Origin of the sequence: Mycobacterium sp. E1214, from assembly GCF_001666755.1 — a bacterium.
Taxonomy (GTDB): domain Bacteria; phylum Actinomycetota; class Actinomycetes; order Mycobacteriales; family Mycobacteriaceae; genus Mycobacterium.
In genome coordinates this window covers 11725-29925 of record NZ_LZJC01000050.1, presented here as the reverse complement: position 1 = coordinate 29925, position 18201 = coordinate 11725, and the positions used below count along the sequence as shown (strand labels likewise).

At 69.8% G+C, this 18201-nt stretch carries 16 protein-coding genes and 1 pseudogene; 9 read left to right on the top strand and 8 right to left on the bottom strand.

Annotated elements, in window-relative coordinates:
• Window positions 1-5: 5 nt before the first annotated feature.
• A complete protein-coding gene (locus A5700_RS06155) occupies window positions 6-1010 on the top strand; it encodes a D-2-hydroxyacid dehydrogenase family protein (protein WP_068071385.1) in 1005 nt (334 codons plus the stop codon).
• 58 nt (window positions 1011-1068) lie between these two features.
• On the opposite strand, the gene A5700_RS06150 is transcribed toward A5700_RS06155, so the two are convergent.
• The 4 genes from A5700_RS06150 to A5700_RS06135 form a co-directional block, all read right to left on the bottom strand.
• A complete protein-coding gene (locus A5700_RS06150) occupies window positions 1069-1698 on the bottom strand; it encodes a TetR/AcrR family transcriptional regulator (protein ID WP_068071387.1) in 630 nt (209 codons plus the stop codon).
• Entirely contained in the window at window positions 1695-2468 is a 774-nt protein-coding gene (locus A5700_RS06145) for an SDR family NAD(P)-dependent oxidoreductase (RefSeq protein WP_068071389.1), read from the bottom strand. The genes A5700_RS06150 and A5700_RS06145 overlap by 4 nt, the downstream gene beginning before the upstream one ends.
• A gap of 10 nt (window positions 2469-2478) precedes the next feature.
• Window positions 2479-3558: a dihydrodipicolinate reductase gene (locus tag A5700_RS06140; RefSeq protein ID WP_068071391.1), complete on the bottom strand. Its 1080-nt coding sequence runs from the start codon at window positions 3556-3558 to the stop codon at window positions 2479-2481.
• Between the two features lie 88 nt (window positions 3559-3646).
• Complete coding sequence (locus tag A5700_RS06135) at window positions 3647-5560, bottom strand: ABC transporter ATP-binding protein/permease (protein ID WP_068071393.1); 1914 nt, start codon at window positions 5558-5560, stop codon at window positions 3647-3649.
• Window positions 5561-5689: 129 nt separating this feature from the next.
• Between A5700_RS06135 and A5700_RS06130 the strand changes: the two genes are divergently transcribed.
• Genes A5700_RS06130 through A5700_RS06115 form a run of 4 tightly spaced genes read left to right on the top strand, consistent with a single transcriptional unit; the run spans window position 5690 to window position 9745 of the window.
• Window positions 5690-7045 (top strand): wax ester/triacylglycerol synthase family O-acyltransferase, encoded by a 1356-nt coding sequence (locus A5700_RS06130; protein ID WP_068071395.1) that lies wholly within the window; start codon window positions 5690-5692, stop codon window positions 7043-7045.
• Window positions 7046-7051: 6 nt separating this feature from the next.
• Window positions 7052-7537, top strand: a complete 486-nt coding sequence (locus tag A5700_RS06125) for an NUDIX domain-containing protein (RefSeq protein ID WP_068071397.1) — start codon at window positions 7052-7054, stop codon at window positions 7535-7537.
• 1 nt (window position 7538) lies between these two features.
• On the top strand, window positions 7539-8444 hold the full coding sequence (locus tag A5700_RS06120) for a haloalkane dehalogenase (protein ID WP_068071399.1): 906 nt from the start codon (window positions 7539-7541) through the stop codon (window positions 8442-8444).
• A 35-nt stretch (window positions 8445-8479) separates the two neighbouring features.
• The gene (locus A5700_RS06115; protein WP_068071401.1) at window positions 8480-9745 is read left to right on the top strand and encodes a cytochrome P450; all 1266 of its coding nucleotides are present in this window, start codon (window positions 8480-8482) and stop codon (window positions 9743-9745) included.
• A gap of 32 nt (window positions 9746-9777) precedes the next feature.
• On the opposite strand, the gene A5700_RS06110 is transcribed toward A5700_RS06115, so the two are convergent.
• Window positions 9778-10146, bottom strand: coding sequence for a hypothetical protein (locus A5700_RS06110; RefSeq protein ID WP_068071403.1), 369 nt, complete (start codon window positions 10144-10146; stop codon window positions 9778-9780).
• 122 nt (window positions 10147-10268) lie between these two features.
• Here A5700_RS06110 and A5700_RS06105 point away from each other — a divergent pair.
• A pseudogene (locus tag A5700_RS06105) lies at window positions 10269-11318 on the top strand (DUF222 domain-containing protein); the annotation flags it as partial.
• A gap of 124 nt (window positions 11319-11442) precedes the next feature.
• Window positions 11443-11811: an HNH endonuclease signature motif containing protein gene (locus A5700_RS27375; protein ID WP_369828233.1), complete on the top strand. Its 369-nt coding sequence runs from the start codon at window positions 11443-11445 to the stop codon at window positions 11809-11811.
• Here A5700_RS27375 and A5700_RS06100 read toward each other — a convergent pair.
• Window positions 11808-12872 carry an ATP-dependent DNA ligase gene (locus A5700_RS06100; RefSeq protein ID WP_068071405.1) on the bottom strand — a complete coding sequence of 355 codons (1065 nt, stop codon included), beginning with the start codon at window positions 12870-12872 and terminating at the stop codon, window positions 11808-11810. The two genes, A5700_RS27375 and A5700_RS06100, sit on opposite strands and share 4 nt — an antisense overlap.
• 26 nt (window positions 12873-12898) lie before the next feature.
• Here A5700_RS06100 and ligD point away from each other — a divergent pair, with 26 nt between their 5' ends.
• Window positions 12899-13933, top strand: a complete 1035-nt coding sequence (gene ligD / locus A5700_RS06095; RefSeq protein ID WP_068071407.1) for a non-homologous end-joining DNA ligase — start codon at window positions 12899-12901, stop codon at window positions 13931-13933.
• A gap of 65 nt (window positions 13934-13998) precedes the next feature.
• Window positions 13999-15966, top strand: a complete 1968-nt coding sequence (locus tag A5700_RS06090) for a glycoside hydrolase family 172 protein (protein ID WP_231973836.1) — start codon at window positions 13999-14001, stop codon at window positions 15964-15966.
• Here the strand turns inward: A5700_RS06090 and A5700_RS06085 are convergent.
• Complete coding sequence (locus A5700_RS06085) at window positions 15956-16786, bottom strand: rhomboid-like protein (protein WP_231973835.1); 831 nt, start codon at window positions 16784-16786, stop codon at window positions 15956-15958. The genes A5700_RS06090 and A5700_RS06085 overlap by 11 nt on opposite strands.
• Window positions 16786-18120, bottom strand: coding sequence for a diaminopimelate decarboxylase (gene lysA / locus A5700_RS06080; protein WP_068071409.1), 1335 nt, complete (start codon window positions 18118-18120; stop codon window positions 16786-16788). Before lysA ends, A5700_RS06085 begins: the two co-directional genes overlap by 1 nt.
• Between the last annotated feature and the right edge of the window lie 81 nt (window positions 18121-18201).

The following is an 18201-nucleotide window of genomic DNA, read 5'->3' as shown; positions in this document are numbered from 1 at the left end:
GGGCCATGGGAGAACCCACCCGCCGCGTCGCGATCGTCGACGACTACGGCGGCGTGGCCGTCGAGCTGGCCGACTGGTCACCGGTGCGGGCGCGCGCCGAGCTCACGGTGTTCGACCGGCATTTGTCCGAGGACGACGCCGCGCAGGCCCTCCGGCACTTCGATGTGGTCTGCACGCTGCGCGAGCGAATGGCCTTCCCGCGCACGCTGATCGAACGCCTGCCCGAGCTGCGGCTGATCACGATCGTGGGCAAGGCCCTGCCCAACTTGGACATGGCCGCCGCCACCGAGCACGGCGTCCTGGTCGCCCACTCCGACTTCTCTCACCCGCGGTTCCGCTCGCTGCGCGACGCCACCCCGGAATTCGCGTGGGGCCTGCTGCTCGCGACGGTGCGCAACCTGGCCGAAGAGCACCACCGGATGCGCGCCGGCGGGTGGCAGACCAGCACCGGGGTGACGCTGGCGGGAAAGACGCTCGGGCTCGTGGGCCTGGGCCGAATCGGCACCCGGATGGCCGAGTACGGCGCCGCCTTCGGCATGAACGTCATTGCCTGGAGCCAGAACCTGACCGCGCAGGCCGCCGCCCGGGTGGGCGCGGTACGGGTCGAGAAGGCCGAGCTATTCGAGCGGGCCGACGTGGTGTCCGTGCACGTGGTGCTCTCCGAGCGCACGCGGGGCCTGATCGGCGCGTCCGAGCTGGCGCTGATGAAGCCGGACGCGTACCTGATCAACACCTCGCGGGGCCCGATCGTCGACGAGGCCGCGCTGCTCGGCGCGCTGCGGTCGCGGCGCATCGCCGCCGCCGGGCTCGACGTCTTCGACATCGAGCCGCTGCCGGCCGACCACCCGCTGCGGCGGCTCCCCAACGTGACGCTGTCGCCGCATCTGGGCTATGTCACACGAGAGATGTTGGCCGCCTTCTACGCCGACACCGTGGAGGCGGTGCTGGCCTGGCTCGACGGTGCTCCGATTCGCGTCGCCAACCCCGAAGCGGCGCGGCGCGAATCATGAGCCGCTGGGTAATGGGACGGCTGGTGCCGCGCGGCCTCTTCGTCGCCGTGGCGGGCACTCACGCGCCCGGCGACGTGATCCGGCGCGAGCGCCTCCAGTGCGGGCTTTTGACCGCGTCCAGCGCCTCGGCCACGTAACCGTCCAGCGGCCGCGGGGCGCGGGATTGCCGAACCCATTGCTGGAACGCGAAATCCGCGGCGGCGAATGCGAGGTGAACCAGCAAGCCGGGCCGCAGATCGGTCCCCGGACGTGACCCCATCCGCTCGGCGATCAGCTTCGTCGCACGTTCCTGGTCGGCGGGGGTGTGCACCTTGACCTTGTCGAGCAGGTCGCCGGAGACCAGCAGAGCTTTCCGCCACTCCTCGGTGTCGGAGTGGTCGAACGAGCGGGTCCGGGCGATGATCGCGTTGATCAGGGCCACGTCCGGCGGCTCGCCGGCCGGGCGAGCCTCGAGGAGGCCGACGATGACGGCGCCCCCGTGGCGGACGGGGGCCAGCAGCAGGTCCTCCTTCGCCGGGACGTGCCTGAAGAACGTGCGTGCGGAAACCCCTGCCGCGGTGGCGATTTCCTCGGTGGTCACGGCCTCGTAGCCGCGTTCGACGAACAGCCGGAACGCCGCCCGCCGGATTTCGGCGCGGATCTGCGCACGCTGCCGATCCCGCAGTGACTCGTGCCCGGCGGTGCTCACCGAAAGCAGCCGATCCCGCCGTCGACGTGAATGGTCTGCCCGGTGACGAAGGAGGCGTCGGATCCGAGCAGGAACGCCACCAACGCGCCCACGTCGGTGCGCACGTCACCGATCCGCTTCATCGGGACGCGGCTCACCGCCTTCTCGTATTCCTTGGGCGCGAACGACTTCCAGAACTTGACGCCCTCGGACTCGGCGAACGGGCAGACGACGTTGACCCGGATGTTGTCGCGCCCCCACTCCAGGGCGGCCACCTTCGACAATCCGCGGATCGCCTCTTTGGCGGCCGCGTACCCGCCCCACTTGGGCTCGCCGCCGGTGCCGGTGCCCGAGCCGAGGTTCACGATCGACCCGCCACCCGCCTCGACCATCACCGGATGCACGGCCTGCATCAACAGAAAGGTGGCCCGGGGACCGACGTCGTGGCCCAGCGCGATGTCCTCGGTGGTGATGTCGACGAATGCCTTCGGTTCGTTGGTGGCGATGGCGTTGTTGACCAGGCCGTGCACGGCCCCGAACGCGTCCACCGCCGCGGCGACGATCCGTGCGGCGCTGGCCGGATCGCGCAAGTCGGTGACCAGCTGCTCGACCCGGCCGGCCGCGCGCAGCTCGTCGGTGGTGGCGCCCAGACGTTCCTCCTGAATGTCGACCACCAGCACCGACGCGCCGCGTTCGAGCAGGGCGGCGGCCACACCCTTGCCGACGCCCTGCGCGGCGCCGGTGACGATCGCGGCGTGCCCGCGCATCGAGTCGGGGTGGCTGTAGCTCACGGGGCCACGGTCACTGGGCGGCGAGCTTGGGCGCCGGGCGGCCCGCGAACAGCGGCAGGTCCAGGTAGGTCTTGATGCCGGGTTCGGCGGCGCAGACATCCGGGATGGCGTTGACACAGTGGTTGGCGGTGACCACGACGCCCGGGTTCTTCACCAGCCCTTCGGCGATCGTCTCCGGTTGCAGGCCCTTGAAGGTCAGGTTGATGGTGGGGTCGCCGGTGATCTCGACCTCGAAGCGCTCGCCCTGCTCGCCGAAGTGCCAGGCGGGATCAAGGTTCTCCTCACCCATCAGCCAGTTGACCGCCGCGGTGATGACCGGCTCGCCGTCGACCAGGGCCTGCCAGCGGAACCGCCGCGCCGCCACCTTGCCCGCGGTGATCGGGAAGGGCGCGTAGTCGATGTCGGCGGTCGCCACCGCGACGTCCTGAATGGTCCTGATGTTGGGGTCGATCCGAAAACCCATGTGCTCGGCGATCATTCGGACCGATTGCTTGAACCCGGCCTCGAGCAGGCCGGCCATCGGCCCACCCATGGCCTCCTCGGGGGTGCCGCCGAAGCCCATGATGTGGCGCACCACATCTGGTGCGTTGTAGGTGCGGATGTCGGAGAATTCCTCGGCGCGGACGTGGGTGACCGCCGACGACAGCGACGAGACCATCAGGGGAAAGCGTTCCGTGATGCCCCCGGGGTGAATGCCCGAGCCGTGCAGCGTGACCCCCGCCGCGACGGCGGCGTCGGCGACCGCGCGGTGCCGAGGGTTGTCCACGTCGGGATAGACCCAGCCGACCGGGGTGACGACGTTCTTGCCGGATCGCAAGATCGCGATCACCTCGTCGTCGTTGGGGATCAAGGGACTGTAGACGACGCAGTCGGCGGGCAGCGCCAACACCTCGTCGGCGTTGTTGCTGGCGGTGACGCCCAGCGGTGCGCCGCCGAGGATCTCACCGACGTCGCGGCCGTTCTTGTCCGCCGAGTGCACCCAGCAGCCGACCAATTCGAGCTGTGGGTGATTAGCCACGCATTCGATGGCGGCGCGCCCGACACCCCCGGTCGCCCACTGGATCACACGCAGCTTGGACGGGCTTGCCATCGCGACCTCCGAATGGTCAGGGAGAGCGCGTCGTCACGCCCAGCATGGCACAGTATGACCCATTGGCAGTGACTGTCAACGACGGCGGTCAGGTCGACGAAATCTGTTCGGGGATGTCGCGCAGGTGCCAGGCGCCCCCGCCCAGCAGCGCCAGCTCCAGGTGATGGTGTTGTTCGATGGTGCTGCGGTGGCTGACGCTGACGACGACAGCGTCGGGCAGCTCGGCGCGTAACAGGTTGTACAGCAAGAACTCCAGCGCCTCGTCGACCGCCGACGTGGCCTCGTCCAGGAAGACCGCCCTGGGCCGGAGCGCCAGGAGGCGCGCGAACGCGATGCGTTGCTGCTCGCCGGGGGAGAGCACCTTGGCCCAGTCCCGCTCCTCGTCGAGCCGGGCGACGAGGTTGGGCAGCGCCACGTTGCGCAACGCCTCCTGCAACGTTGCGTCGTCGACGTCGCCCGCCACGGCCGGGTAGGAGACCACCGCCCGCAGCGAGCCGAGTGGGACGTAGGGCAGCTGCGAGAGGAACAGCACCTCATGGCTACCGTCGGGGCGGCGCAGCGTGCCCGAGGCGTACGGCCACAGCTGCACCAGCGCGCGCAGCAGCGACGTCTTCCCGCTGCCGGACGGGCCTGTGACGACGAGGGCGTCCCCCGGCGTCAGGCGCAGGTCGAGCGACGAAATGAGTTGCGCGCCGGCCGGTGTGCGGACCTCGACGCCGGCGAGCTCCACCACACCGTCGGCGCTGGGCGCCGTCGCCAGCTCCGGCAGTTGCCGCGCCGCGGCGTTGGCCCGCACCAGGCCGTCGAGGCGGATGATGACGGCGCGGTAGCTGGCGAAGCGGTCGTAGGCGTTGCGGAAGAACGACAGCGAGTCCTCGATATGGCCGAAGGCACTGGACGATTGCGTGACCCCGCCCAGCTTGATGCTGCCCGCGAACAACCGCGGCGCCTGCACGATGAACGGCAGCGGAGTGATCACCTGGGTGACGGTCACGTTCCAGCCGAGGAACCCGATCGTGCGCCGCACGTAGCGCCGGTAGTTCGCGATCGTGGCGTCGAAGCGGTTGAGCAACTGGGTCCGTTCGGCCCGCTCCCCGCGGTAGAACCCGACCGCCTCCGCGGCGTCGCGCAGCCGGACCAGCGCGTAGCGAAAGGCGGCGTTGAGCGCCTCGTTACGGAAGCTGAACCCGATCAGCGGGCGGCCCAGCCAGAACGCGACCACCGTCGCGATGGTCACCTGCCCGAGCACGATCCAGAACAGGGCCTTGGGCAGGCTCATGCCGAACAGGTGCAGGGTGCCGGAGAGCCGCCACAGGATCGCGGCGAAGGAGATCACCGAGACCACCGCGTGCACCGCCCCGAACAGCAACTTGCCGGAGGTGCCGACGTTCGGGTGGTTGGCCGCACCGCCGATTCCGGCGGTGAAGATGTCGATGTCCTGCTGGATGCGTTGGTCCGGGTTGTCGATGGTCGCGTCGATGAATCTGGCGCGGTAGTAGGCGTGGCCGTCCAGCCAGTCCGTGGTCAACCGTTCGGTGAGCCACACCCGCCACCGGATGACGAACCGTTGCGTCAGATACAAATCGGCCATCACCCGGCACACGTGCACGGTCGCGATGATGCAGAAAATCCACACCGCCACCCAGAAGCCGTGAATCCCGGAGTCGCGCACCGCTTTATTGCCCGCACCGGCGCCTTGAAACGCGGTCTGCAACCCCGAGTACAGGTCGTTGCTGTAGTAACTGAGCAGGATCTCGATGCGCACCGCCATCATCACCGACAGCAACAGCGCGCCCAACAAGACCCATACCGGGACGCTGTGCCGGCCGGTGAAGTAGCGGCCGGTCACGCGCCAGAACTGCTCGCCCCATCGGGTGAGGTGAACGACGGCGACCCCGAAGAGCACGAGGCACCCGGCGCTGATCGTCCAGGTTTGGGCGATCCACAGGGTCGAGGACGCCAGCTCGTGATCCCAGTCGATCGACGGGGTGAACTTTTCCATCGCGGTCCGGCTCCTCGCGGGGCGTATCGGCGGCACGTCTGTTGAGCCCAGTATGGGGACGCGGCGGGCCGGCGCGTGTCCGGCCACGGTGTGCTTTCGGTAACCAGCCGAAATGGGTGTAATGGGTGGATGGACTTGATGGCGCCCACCGACGCGATATTTCTCCTCGGAGAGTCTCGGGAGCACCCGATGCACGTCGGTGGCCTGCAGTTGTACGAGCCGCCGCAGGGCGCCGGCCGCGGCTTCGTCCGGGAGTTCTACGACCGGCTGGCCGCCCAAGACGATTTTCAACCGACCTTCCGCAAACACCCGGCGACGTTCGTGGGTGGAATCGCCAACCTCGGTTGGGCATACGACAAGCACGTGGAGGTCGACTATCACGTGCGCCGCTCGGCGCTGCCGTCGCCGCGGCGGGTCCGCGAACTGCTGGAGCTGACGTCGCGGTGGCACAGCGCCCTGCTCGACCGGCACCGCCCGCTATGGGAGACGCACGTCATCGAGGGTCTCAAAGACGGCCGGTTCGCCGTGTACACCAAGATCCACCACGCGCTGATCGACGGCGTCTCGGCGCAGAAGTTGATGCAGCGCGCGCTGTCGACCGACCCCGACGACACCGAGATCCGGGCGCCGTGGACCCTGCCGAAACGGCCCCGGCCGCGGAGCTCCTCGGCACCGCTGGCCTCGTTGCGCCGCACCGCGGGATCGCTTGTCGCGCTTGGCCCTTCGACGGTGTCGTTGGCGCGGGCGGCGCTGTTCGAGCAGCAGGTCACCCTGCCCTTCGGAGCGCCGCGAACGATGTTGAACGTCAAGATCGGCGGCGCCCGCCGGTGCGCGGCGCAGTCGTGGTCGGTGGAGCGCATCAAGGCCGTCAAGAGGGCGGCGGGGGTGACGGTCAACGACGTGGTGCTGGCGATGTGTTCGGGTGCCCTGCGCTATTACCTGTTGGAGCAGAATGCGTTACCGGACGCGCCGCTGATCGCGATGGTTCCGGTGAGCCTGCGCACCGAGGACGAGGCCGACGCCGGCGGCAACCTCGTCGGCGCCATCCTGTGCAACCTGGCGACCGATACCGACGATCCAGCGCAACGATTGCGAACCATCAACGAATCGATGCGCAGCAATAAGACGGTGTTTTCGCAGTTGCCCCGGTTTCAGGCGCTGGCGCTGTCCGCGGTCAACACCTCCGCGCTGGCCTTGGCGGCCGTCCCGGGCTGGGTGAACTCGACGTCGCCGCCGTTCAACATCATCATCTCGAACGTGCCGGGGCCCACCCAGCCGATGTACTGCGGCGGCGCCAGGCTGGACGGCAACTACCCGCTGTCCATCGTGCTGGACGGCCAGGCCCTTAACATCACGCTGGCCAACAACGCCCGCAATCTCGACTTCGGCCTGGTGGGTTGCCGACGCAGCGTGCCGCATTTGCAGCGGCTGCTCGCGCACCTGGAATCGTCGCTCAAAGACTTGGAACATGCTGTCGGACTGTGAGATTCGATGCCCAAATTGAGCGCGGGAGTGCTCCTACACCGGGCGCGCGACGGTATCCTCGAGGTGTTGATCGCTCATCCGGGCGGCCCGTTCTGGGCCCGCAAGGACGACGGGGCGTGGTCGATTCCGAAGGGGGAGTACGCCGAGGGCGAGGACCCGTGGCCGACCGCGCAACGGGAGTTCCTCGAGGAACTCGGGCTGCCGGTGCCCGCCGGGCCGCGCGTCGACCTGGGGGCCATCAAACAATCCGGCGGCAAGGTGGTCACCGCCTTCGCCGTGGGCAGCGACCTCGACATCACCGACGCCCGGAGCAACACCTTCGAACTCGAATGGCCCAAGGGTTCGGGGCGGATGCGCGAGTTCCCGGAAGTCGACAAGGTGCAATGGTTTTCGGTGGCGCAGGCGCGCGCCAAGCTGCTGAAGGGCCAGGTCGGCTTCCTGGATCGGTTGCTGGCTGATCCGGCTTTGGCGCACTTGCGGGAAGGGACGTGACATGCTGACGCTGCGGACACCGGAGAACCGGTTCGACGGTCTGCCCGACTTCGCTTACGCGCCACACTATTGCGACGTGCCGGACGGTGAGGGCGGCACGCTGCGCGTCGCCTGGGTCGAAGACGGCCCGCGCGACGCCGAGCCCGTGTTGATGTTGCACGGAGAGCCCACGTGGTCCTACCTGTATCGGAGAATGATTCCGGCGCTGGCCGCCGCCGGGCATCGCGTCATCTGCCCGGACCTCGTGGGGTTCGGCCGTTCGGACAAACCTGCGCGCCGCGAGGACCACAGCTACGCGCGCCACGTCGAGTGGATGCGGGCCGTGGCGTTCGACGTGCTCGACCTGCACGGCGTCACCCTGGTCGGTCAGGACTGGGGCGGTCTCATCGGATTGCGGCTTGCCGCAGAGCATCCCGAGCGCTTCACCGGCTTGGTCGTGGCCAACACCGGCCTGCCCGACGGCGAGCAACCCATGGCCGACGTCTGGTGGCGATTCCGCGAGGCCATCACGAAGGCGCCGACGCTCGACATCGGCGCGTTCGTGCAGGGCGGGTGCCGCCGGCCGATGAGCGCGCAGGTTCGCGCGGGTTACGACGCGCCGTTTCCCGCCGACGAGTACTGCGCCGGCCCCCGCGCCATGCCGGCGTTGGTGCCGACGTCACCGGAGGATCCCGCGGCCTTGGCCAACAAGGCGGCGTGGGCGACCCTGGCGGCCAGCCCGACGCCAATGCTGGTGGCGTTCAGCGACGGCGATCCGATCACCGGGCCGATGGGCCCGGTCTTCCAGCGCACGATGCGCGGCGCGCAAGGGATCGAGCATCCCGTGATCCGCGGTGCCGGGCACTTCGTGCAGGAGGACGCGGGGCCGGAGCTGGCCGGCCACATCGTCGAGTTCCTGCGGCGCTGAGGGCGGCGCGGCGTGGCTGCGGGCAGAATGTCGGCATGCCCACCGCGCCCACGGAGCCCGAGCAGGCCGAATCGCAAGGATTGCTGCTGCAACTGCTGGACCCCGCGTCGCGGGCGGACCCCTACCCGTTGTTCGCCCGGTTCCGCGGCCGCGGCTCGTTTCGCTTGGCCGAGGGCAACCTGGCGGTCTTCGCGACCTACCGAGATTGTGACGAGGCCCTGCGGCACCCGTCATCGAGCAACGACCGGCTGAAGTCGACGGCCGCCCGGCGCCAGATCGAGGAGCAAACCCGCGAGCTGGTCGCGGCGGGCGCCGCGGTGCCGCCCCAGACGCCGCCCGGCTTCCTATTCCTCGACCCGCCCGATCACACCCGGCTGCGCCAACTCGTCAGCAAAGCCTTTGCGCCCAAGGTGGTGAACGCGCTGCGGCCCGACATCACCGCCCTGATCGACGGATTGCTCGACCGGATCGCCGAGCGAGGGCACTTCGACGTCGTCGAGGACCTGGCCTACCCCCTGCCGGTGGCGGTCATCTGCCGCCTGCTGGGGGTGCCGCTGGAAGACGAACCGCAATTCAGCCGGGTGTCGGCGCTGCTGGCGCAATCGCTGGATCCGTTCGTGGCCTTCACCGGGACGCCGTCGGACAACCTGGCCGAGCGGATGGACGCCGGCATGTGGCTGCGCTCCTATCTGCGCGGCCTGATCGAGCGGCGCCGGTCGCAACCCGGCGACGACCTGATGTCGAGGTTGATCGCGGTGGAGGAGTCGGGTGACCAGCTGAGCGCCGAGGAGATCGTGTCGACGTGCGTGCTGCTGCTGGTCGCGGGCCACGAGACCACCGTCAACCTCATCGGCAACGCCGTGCTGGCGATGCTGCGCGAACCGTCCCAATGGGCCGCGCTCGGCGCGGACGCCGGCCGCGCACCGGCCGTCATCGAGGAGACCCTGCGGTATGACCCGCCGGTGCAGATGATCGCTCGGACGGCGGCGGCCGACATGACGGTCGGCGAGGTCACTGTGCCCGCCGGTGACATCATGATGCTGCTGACCGCCGCGGCCCAGCGCGATCCGGCTGAATACGATCGGCCGGATGTCTTCGACCCCGATCGGACAGGCTTGCGGCACTTGGGTTTTGGGCGCGGTGCCCACTACTGCCTGGGCGCACCGCTGGCGCGGTTGGAGGCCGGCGTGGCGCTGTCCGCCGTCACGGCGCGCTTCCCGCACGCCCGACTGGACGGCATCCCGGTCTACAAGACCAATGTGACGCTGCGCGGGTTGGCGGCACTGCGGATCGCGGTGTAATCAGCCCCGCTACCAGGGCGGCCCCGGCGCAGTCAGCTCCGTTCCCAGGGCGCGGTTTCGCCCATTTTCTTGTAGTACTTGGCCAGGTGGCTCTTGACGCGGTCGACGTCGTTGTCGGGCAGGTCGATACCGCCGCGGGCGCCGTCCATGATGGCCCCGGCGGCCATCACCCCACGGGGCACGGCTTTCAGGTCGCCGTCGATCACGTCGGCGATGAGCAGCTTGTACGCGGTGAAGTTGTCCTTCTTGTCGCCGTCGTACCAGACGTGGGCGTCTCGGTATTTCTGGTTGGGCCCGTCCTGCGCGTCCGCCCACTTACGCACCCGCTTCTCGGCGGCATCGCCGTCCCACTTGCGGTCGCGGTCGGCCAGCGGGAGGTCTTGAAACGCTGTCACTGACATGTCTTCTGGCGTGCCCTCTGGGTGCTGCGGCCAAACCGCCTGGTTATGCACAGTCGGGGAGTTATCCACAGATTGCCGTCGAGAGGTGGGTGTGGACGGCACGGGCGACTATCTTCGAACGTATGTGCGATTTGTCGAGTACCGCGGCGCTGGGTAGTGCCGATGACGCCGCCGTCGTGGCGCCGATCGCGTCGGGCGCCCGCGCGGAGGCGGTCGCCGCCGCGCGCCGGCTGGCGGCAACGGCGGAGTTCGTGCGTCGCCACGCCGACGGTCCCACCGATTGCGCGCACTGGTCCTGTGACAATTGGGACGCAATGGCCGCGGAAGTCGCTGCGGCACAGGGCATCAGCCACGCGATGGCGTCGTCGCAGATGTATCTGGCTGTCGCGCTCGGTAACCGGCTGCCCCAGGTGGCGGCGCTGTTGGCTCGCGGTGATATCGGCGTCCGATTGGCTTCGACGATCGTGTGGCACACCGACCTGATCAAGGATCCCGATGCGTTGCGGCTCGTCGACGCGCGACTGGCCGATGCCGCCGTGCGTTTCGGCCCGCTGTCGGTTGGCAAGACCGCGCAAGCCATCGACGCGATCGTCGACCAACACGATCCCGGCGCTGTGCTGCGCGCGATCGCCGCCGCGCGCAGCCGCCGGGTCGTCATCGATCAGTCCGACGACGCGTCGGGAACCGCAAGCCTGTGGGGCCGCCTGTATGCGACCGACGCCGCCGCGTTGGACCGGCGGCTCACCCAGCTCGCCGAACAAGTGTGCCCCGATGACCCGCGCACCCTCGCGCAGCGGCGCGCCGACGCGCTCGGCGCTCTCGCCGTTGGAGCGCAACACCTTTCGTGCGGATGCGGGAGCGCCACCTGCCCGATTGGTACGGGCCCCGACGAGCGGTCCGCCGCCGTGGTCGTCCACGTGGTGGCCGACGAGTCGGCACTGGCCGTCGCTCCTGACCCGCACATGTCCGGCGAACGGCCTTCGGAACGCATCGTCGTCACCCCCGAGACTGTGCTCGGTGAGGTGCTCGCGCCGGATCCGGAACCCGACGTTCCGGCCGCCCCTGCGCCGTCCGCCGTCATTCCCGGCGGCGGCCTGGTACCACCGGCGCTGGTGGCCGAGTTGGTCCATCGCGGCGCCAAGGTCCGCCCGGTGTGGCACCCCGGCGACGCGCCACCCGAGCCGAGGTACCGGCCGTCGGCCGAGTTGGAGCGGTTCGTCCGGTGCCGGGACATGACGTGCCGCTTCCCGGATTGCGATCGCCCCGCCCGCGGAGTTCATCGACATCGACCACACCGTGCCCTATCCGATCGGGCCGACCCACGCGTCCAACCTGAAATGTCTGTGCCGAAAACATCATCTGCTGAAAACGTTCTGGCCGGGCTGGACCGACGAGCAGTGCCCGGACGGCACCGTCGTCTGGACCGCACCGTCAGGGCGCACCTACACCACCCACCCGGGCAGCCGCCTGCTGTACCCTGCCCTCTGTCAGCCGACGGGCGAATTGCACTTGGCGGCAACAGCTTCCCCGCCAGCCGGGAACCGTGGGGTCATGATGCCGACGCGCCGCCGCACCCGGCGGCAGGACCGCGCCCGCCGAATCGACGCCGAACGGGCGCTCAACGCGGCACGCGTCGCGCGACGCAACGAGCCGCCGCCGTTTTAACCGAGGCCGGGCACGATGTCGGCGAGGCTGAAGGTCACGGGCTGGTCGAGCTGTTCGTAGGTGCAGGAGCGCGGGTCGCGGTCCGGCCGCCACCGGTTGAACTGCGCGGTGTGCCGGAACCGTTGGCCCTCCATGTGGTCGTAGCGCACCTCCACCACGCGCTCCGGGCGCAGCGGGACGAAGGACAGGTCCTTGCCGGCGTTCCAGCGGGAGAACTCGTTCTTGCGGGGCGTGCGTTCACCCGCCTCGTGGGCCGCCCAATTCCACGGGTGACCTTCGAAATCGGTGACCAACGGCTGCAATTCGGCAAAGAGCCTGCGTCGCTCGGCCATCGGGAAGGCGCCGATCACGCCGACCGACGCCAGCTGGCCGTCGTCCTGGTACAGCCCGAGCAGCAGCGAGCCGATCGACTCGCCGCCGGACTTGTGGACCCGGTAGCCGGCGACCACGCAATCGGCGGTCCGCTCGTGCTTGATCTTGAACATGATCCGCTTGTCCGGCTGATAGGTGATGTCCAGCGGCTTGGCGATGACCCCGTCGAGGCCGGCGCCCTCGAACTCGTCGAACCAGCGTTGCGCGAGGTCGAGATCGGTGGTCGCCGGCGTGACGTGGATTGACCGGCCCGTTTCCGGCAGGGCGTCGACGAGCGCCGCCCGGCGCTCGGTGAAGGGCCGCCGCAGGTAGTCGGTGTCGCCGAGCGCCAGCAGGTCGAAGGCGATGAACGACGCCGGCGTTTTCTCGGCCAACATGCGCACCCGCGAGTCGGCCGGATGGATGCGCTGCTGCAACGCCTCGAAATCCAGTCCCCGGTCGGTGGCGACCACGATCTCCCCGTCGATCACGCAGCGCGGCGGCAGCTCCGCGCGGACCGCGTCGACCAACTCGGGGAAGTAGCGCGTCATCGGCCGCTCGTTGCGGCTGCCCAGCTCGACGCCGTCGCCGTCGCGGAAACAGATGGACCGGAAGCCGTCCCACTTGGGCTCGTACGACGCGTTCGGCGGGATAGCACGCACCGATTTCGCCAGCATCGGCGACACCGGCGGCATGACAGGCAGGTCCATACCCCGATTGTGCTGGAATCGACCCTATGGCTGCGGCAGAGGAGCTCGATGTCGACGGCGTCGCGGTGCGCCTGACCAATCCGGACAAGGTCTACTTCCCCAAACTGGGGTCGAAGGGCACCAAGCGCCGACTGGTCGAGTACTACCTGAGCGTCGCCGGCGGCCCGATGCTCGACGCGCTACGCGACCGCCCCACGCACTTGCAGCGCTTCCCCGACGGCATCGACGGCGAGGAGATCTACCAGAAGCGGGTCCCGCAGCATCACCCCGACTACCTGAAGACCTGCCGCGTGACGTTCCCGTCAGGGCGCACGGCCGACGCCCTGCAGGTGACGCACCCGTCGGCCATCGTGTGGGCAGCGCAGATGGGGGCCGTGACCCTGCACCCGTGGCAGGTGCGGTGCCCGGACACCGACCACCCCGACGAGCTGCGCATCGACCTCGACCCGCAGCCTGGCGTCGGTTTCCCGCAGGCCCGCGCCGTCGCGGTGGACGTGCTGCGGCCGCTGCTCGACGAGCTCGGCCTGGTCGGCTACCCCAAGACGTCCGGCGGCCGCGGCATCCACGTCTTCCTGCGGATCGCCACCGACTGGGACTTCATCGAGGTGCGCCGGGCGGGCATCGCCCTGGCGCGTGAGGTGGAACGCAGGGCGCCGGACGCGGTCACCACGTCCTGGTGGAAAGAGGAACGCGGCGAGCGCATCTTCATCGACTTCAACCAGAACGCCCGCGACCGCACCATGGCGTCGGCCTACTCGGTGCGGCGCACCGCGATCGCCACCGTCTCCACCCCGCTCACCTGGGACGAGCTGGCGAGCGCCGAACCCGACGATTACACCATGGCCACCGTTCCCGGCCTGTTGAAGGACCGCGAAAACCCCTGGGCCGCAATGGACGACGTTGACCAATCGCTGGCGCCGCTGTTGGAAATGGCCGCCGCCGACGCCGAACGCGGGCTCGGTGACATGCCCTACCCGCCCAACTATCCGAAGATGCCCGGGGAGCCCAAACGGGTGCAGCCGAGCAAGGACACCGACCTCAAACACAAGGACCATGAGTGAGCGGTGCCGCGGCGGTGCGAGCGCTGTCCGCGTCCTGCGCGACGCTGCTGGCCCTGCTCGTCGGAGTGGGTACCGCCGGTCTCGCCGTGGCCGAGCCGGGGGCCGCGGGGCTCGCCGACCGGCTGGTCGGCTGGGAGACCTACCGGCAACTGGACCGGCTGCCCTACCTCAGCGCGGACACGCAGACGCTGCAGGTGTCCAGCTTCGATCGCGGCGGCGGCGACTACGACATCTCGACCGGTAACCACAACGGCAACGGCGGGTGCCTGGCGCCGGGGGGCGCCGGCTGCGTCATCGCCGAGGATCACGGCGCCGGCGAGATCGACTCGATCTGGCTGACCCGCGACGGCGGCAACGTGCGCGCCCTGGGAAACGTGCGCATCGAGCTCGACGGGCGCACCGTCGTGGACACCGAACTGCAGTCGCTGGTCGACGGCGCGCTGGGCGCGCCGTTCGTGTGGCCGTTGGTGGCCAACGCCGCGCAATCGCCGGGCGGTGTCTACGTCAAAGTCCCCATGCCATACCGCAATTCGATGCGGATCAGCGTCACGTCGCATCTGGAGTACTACCACGTGGACTACCGCCAGTTCCCCAGCCCCCAGGGGATCAGCACCTTCTCGCCGTCGGACCCCGCCCTCGACGTGCTCGCCACCCTGCGCGCCGCGGGAACCGGCGACCCCAAACCGGCGTCGAGGGCGGCGGCGCGTAGCGAACGCGTGGTCGACGTGCCCGCCGGGGCCAGCGTGGTGCTCGCGGAATCCTCGGGGCCCGGCACCGTCTCGGCGCTGCGCGTGCGGCTGCCCGAACCGACCGACCGATTGCTGTCGGACCTGCGGTTGCGAATCGAGTTCGACGGCCGCACCACGGTCGACTCCCCGCTCGGGGAGTTCTTTGGCGCCGGGCTCGGTGCAAACCCCGTGCAGTCGCTGATGTTCGCCGCCGCCCCACGGGATTCTGGCGTCGAGCTGTCGTCTTGGTGGCCGATGCCGTTCGCGAATACCGTCCGGCTGAGCCTGGACAACACCGGCTCCGAGCCCGCGACGGCCGTCGGCACGCAGGTCGAGACGGCGCCCGACGCCCACTGGGCCGCCGCCCTGGCCGACGGCCGCGCCGGCTATTTCACGGCGCGCTCGCACGCCGGAGCGACCACCTTGGGACAGGACTGGGTGTTCGCCGACGAGCGGGGGCACGGCAAGTTCGTCGGGGTCAGCCACACCATCCGGGGCCAGCGAACCAAGACGGCGTTCAGCGACGACGCGCCTTACTTCCTCGAAGGTGCCGAACGCGTCTATACCGACGGCGCCGCCTCTCCCCAGTGGTACGGCACCGGCACCGAAGACCTGTACGAGGGTGGCTGGTATTTCAAGAACGGCACAAACTTCAGCGATCCCCTCACCGGCCAGCCGGACCAGCGCACCGCGACCGGGGGCTGCGCCGACTACTGCGTCGCCGCCTACCGGCTCATGCTCGCCGAGGCCGTCGGCTACCACGACGCGCTGCGGTTCGGCATCGAGCACGGCAAACGCAACATGGTCCAACCCGACTACAGCTCAACGGCCTTCCTCTACACCCAGCCAGGCGACACGCTCGCCGACGGAGACGAGGTGGACCCCGCCGATCCGCTCAGCCGGTTCCAGCACGCCTACACCGACACCGATGCCGGTGACCAGTTGCTGGTCAGCGAGTACGAGGGCGTCGAAGACACCCGCCCGGTCGCGGGCCTCGTGCGCGCCACGGTGGCACCGATCAGCTTCGACGTCGCGGTGGACCCCGGCAACCGCGGTGTGGCGCTGCGCCGCACGTCCGACCAGGCGGCCGGCTTCCAGTCGGCCGGCGTCGCCGTCGACGGGGCGCAGGTGGGCGACTGGCTCCAGCCGCGCAGCAACACCGTGCACCGCTGGCTGGACGACACCTATCTGCTGCCGCCGGCCGCGACAGCCGGAAAAAGTCGGATCACCATCACGCTGACACCCGCCGCGGACGGCCCACCGTGGACCGCCAGCCGCTACCGAGTCGAGACACTCACGGGTTGATCGGCGGTGGGCCGGCGGACACGCGGTTGCGGGTGGCGACCCACGCGACCGCGGCACCCGCCAGCCCGCCGCACGGCGCCAGCACGGACGGCCCCGAGACGAGGAAGAATCCGAACGTGCCGCCCACGACGAGCAACGCCAGATGGACCGGCGTCCACGCGGTCGTCGCGCGCAGCCGGAACGACAGGCCCATGCCGAGCAGCAGCGCCACTACGTGCCCGGCGGCGGTGAAGTCGAAGTCGGCGGCCACCGCGGCCAGCGTCGCGGTGCCCAGCCACCAGCCCACCCACGCCGCGCGCCACCGCGGCGGTAGCGACGCCGTCAGGGCGCCCAGGACGCAGACCGCGCCGTAACTGATGCCCACGTCGCTGGCCCGGGCAACCGAGAACGGCAACCACCCCGACTGGACCGCCGCGACCAACCCCACCGCCACGATCAACGTGGCACCGATGTGGCCGACCGCGAAGGTGATCAGCAAACCCATGCTGCGCCAGAGCATTTCCCCCAGGGCGAGCAGGCATACCAGCCCCGGCAGCCACAGGCACAGCTCACCGCCGTCGTCGACGAACGCGCTGCCGATCAGGGTGCCCAGATGCCCGCGCGCCAGATTGTGCAGGTTGGTGCTCATGCGGCTGACGGCGACGTGGCGCGCGTGCGGACCCAGGGCGTTCAGGCCCGCGTAGACCGCGATCAGCAGGACCGCGTACGCGGAGGTGACGCGCAGCGACGCCGCGCCGCCCCAGGCCCGGGTGGGCGCGTCCAATCGCAGCGTGGTTGCGCCGCGGCTCGCCGCGTCGCGGACGGCGCCCAGCGACACCATCAGTCACCACCCGATCCCGGCCAGCCGCTGTCGCGGGCCAGGAGGTCGCTGATGGTCTCTCGGCGCACCAATTCGCGGGACCGCCCGCCGGACACCCCGACGAGCGGCGGTCGACCGACCATATTGCGGCTCGATCCCACCGAGTGGTGATAGGCGCCGGTGCACGCGATCGCCAGCAGATCACCCGGACGGATGTCGGCGGGCAACTGGACGTCGCGCGCGATCTCGTCGTCGGCGCCGCAGTCGCGGCACACGACCGTGACCTGAGCGGTCGCCGAAGGCTGATGACGATTCGCCAGCGCGACGGTGTATTTCGTGTGTTGCACGGCCTCGCGCGGGTGATCGATCCCGCCGCCGTCGACAGCGACGAAGGTCCGCCCGCCCGGGCCCCGCTTGACCGTCACCACCCGGCACAGGGTGATCCCGGCTCGCGCCGCGATCGCCCGCCCCGGCTCGATGACCACCCTCGGCCGGGGATAGTCGTGGTCGGCGCAGGCGTCGCCCAGCGCGGCGTCGATGACGGCGCCCAGCTCGCGCAGGTTGAACTCCGGGTCGCCGGACAGGTACGGCACGGCGTGGCCGCCGCCGAGGCTGAGCTCGGTGAGCACGATCTGGTGGCGGTCGCGCACCGCGGCCATCGTGGCGACCATCTGCCGGATTGCGGCGCCGTACGGCGCGGCGTCGGTGAGCTGCGAGCCGAGCTGGCAGTGCAGCCCGACCGGCTGCAGCCACCGCTGGTCGGCGACGCGCTTGACCGTGGCCGTCGCCTGACCGCCGGCCAGGGTGAAGCCGAACTTCTGCTCGGGCGCCGCGGCGCCGACGTCCGGGATGACCTGCACCAGCACCTTCTGCCGGCGCCGCCACCCGGCCAGCAGGGCGATCTCGTTCGGCGAGTCGATGACGATGCGCCCCACCCCGGCCGCCACCGCGTCGTGCAGTTCGCCCGGCGTCTTGGCGTTGCCGTGCAGGATGATCCTCGATGGCGAGACGCCGGCGGCCAGGGCGATCGCCAGCTCGCCGCCCGAGCACACGTCGACCCCGGCGCCCTCGGCGACGGCCCAGCGGGCCACGTCGACGCTGAGCAGCGCCGTGCCCGCGTACAGCAGTTCGACGTCGGGAAGCGTGGCGCGGTAGCAGCGGATGCGGGCGCGAAAGTCCTCTTCGTCAACGACGTAGCAGGGCGTGCCGCTTTGGGCGGCGATCTCGGGCGTCGCCACCCCGCCGACGCACAGCCGGCCCACGTCGTCGACATAGGAGCTCAACGGCCAGATCGCGCGGTCGAGGTGCGGGTTCAACCCGTGCCGCAGCGAGGGGAGGAGCTCGAAGAGCGTCATCCCTCTACGGTGCGGGCCGGCCGAAGGATCGGCCACGTTCTTAACGAAGCTTTCACACCCTCGAGACAAAACTTCACGGAT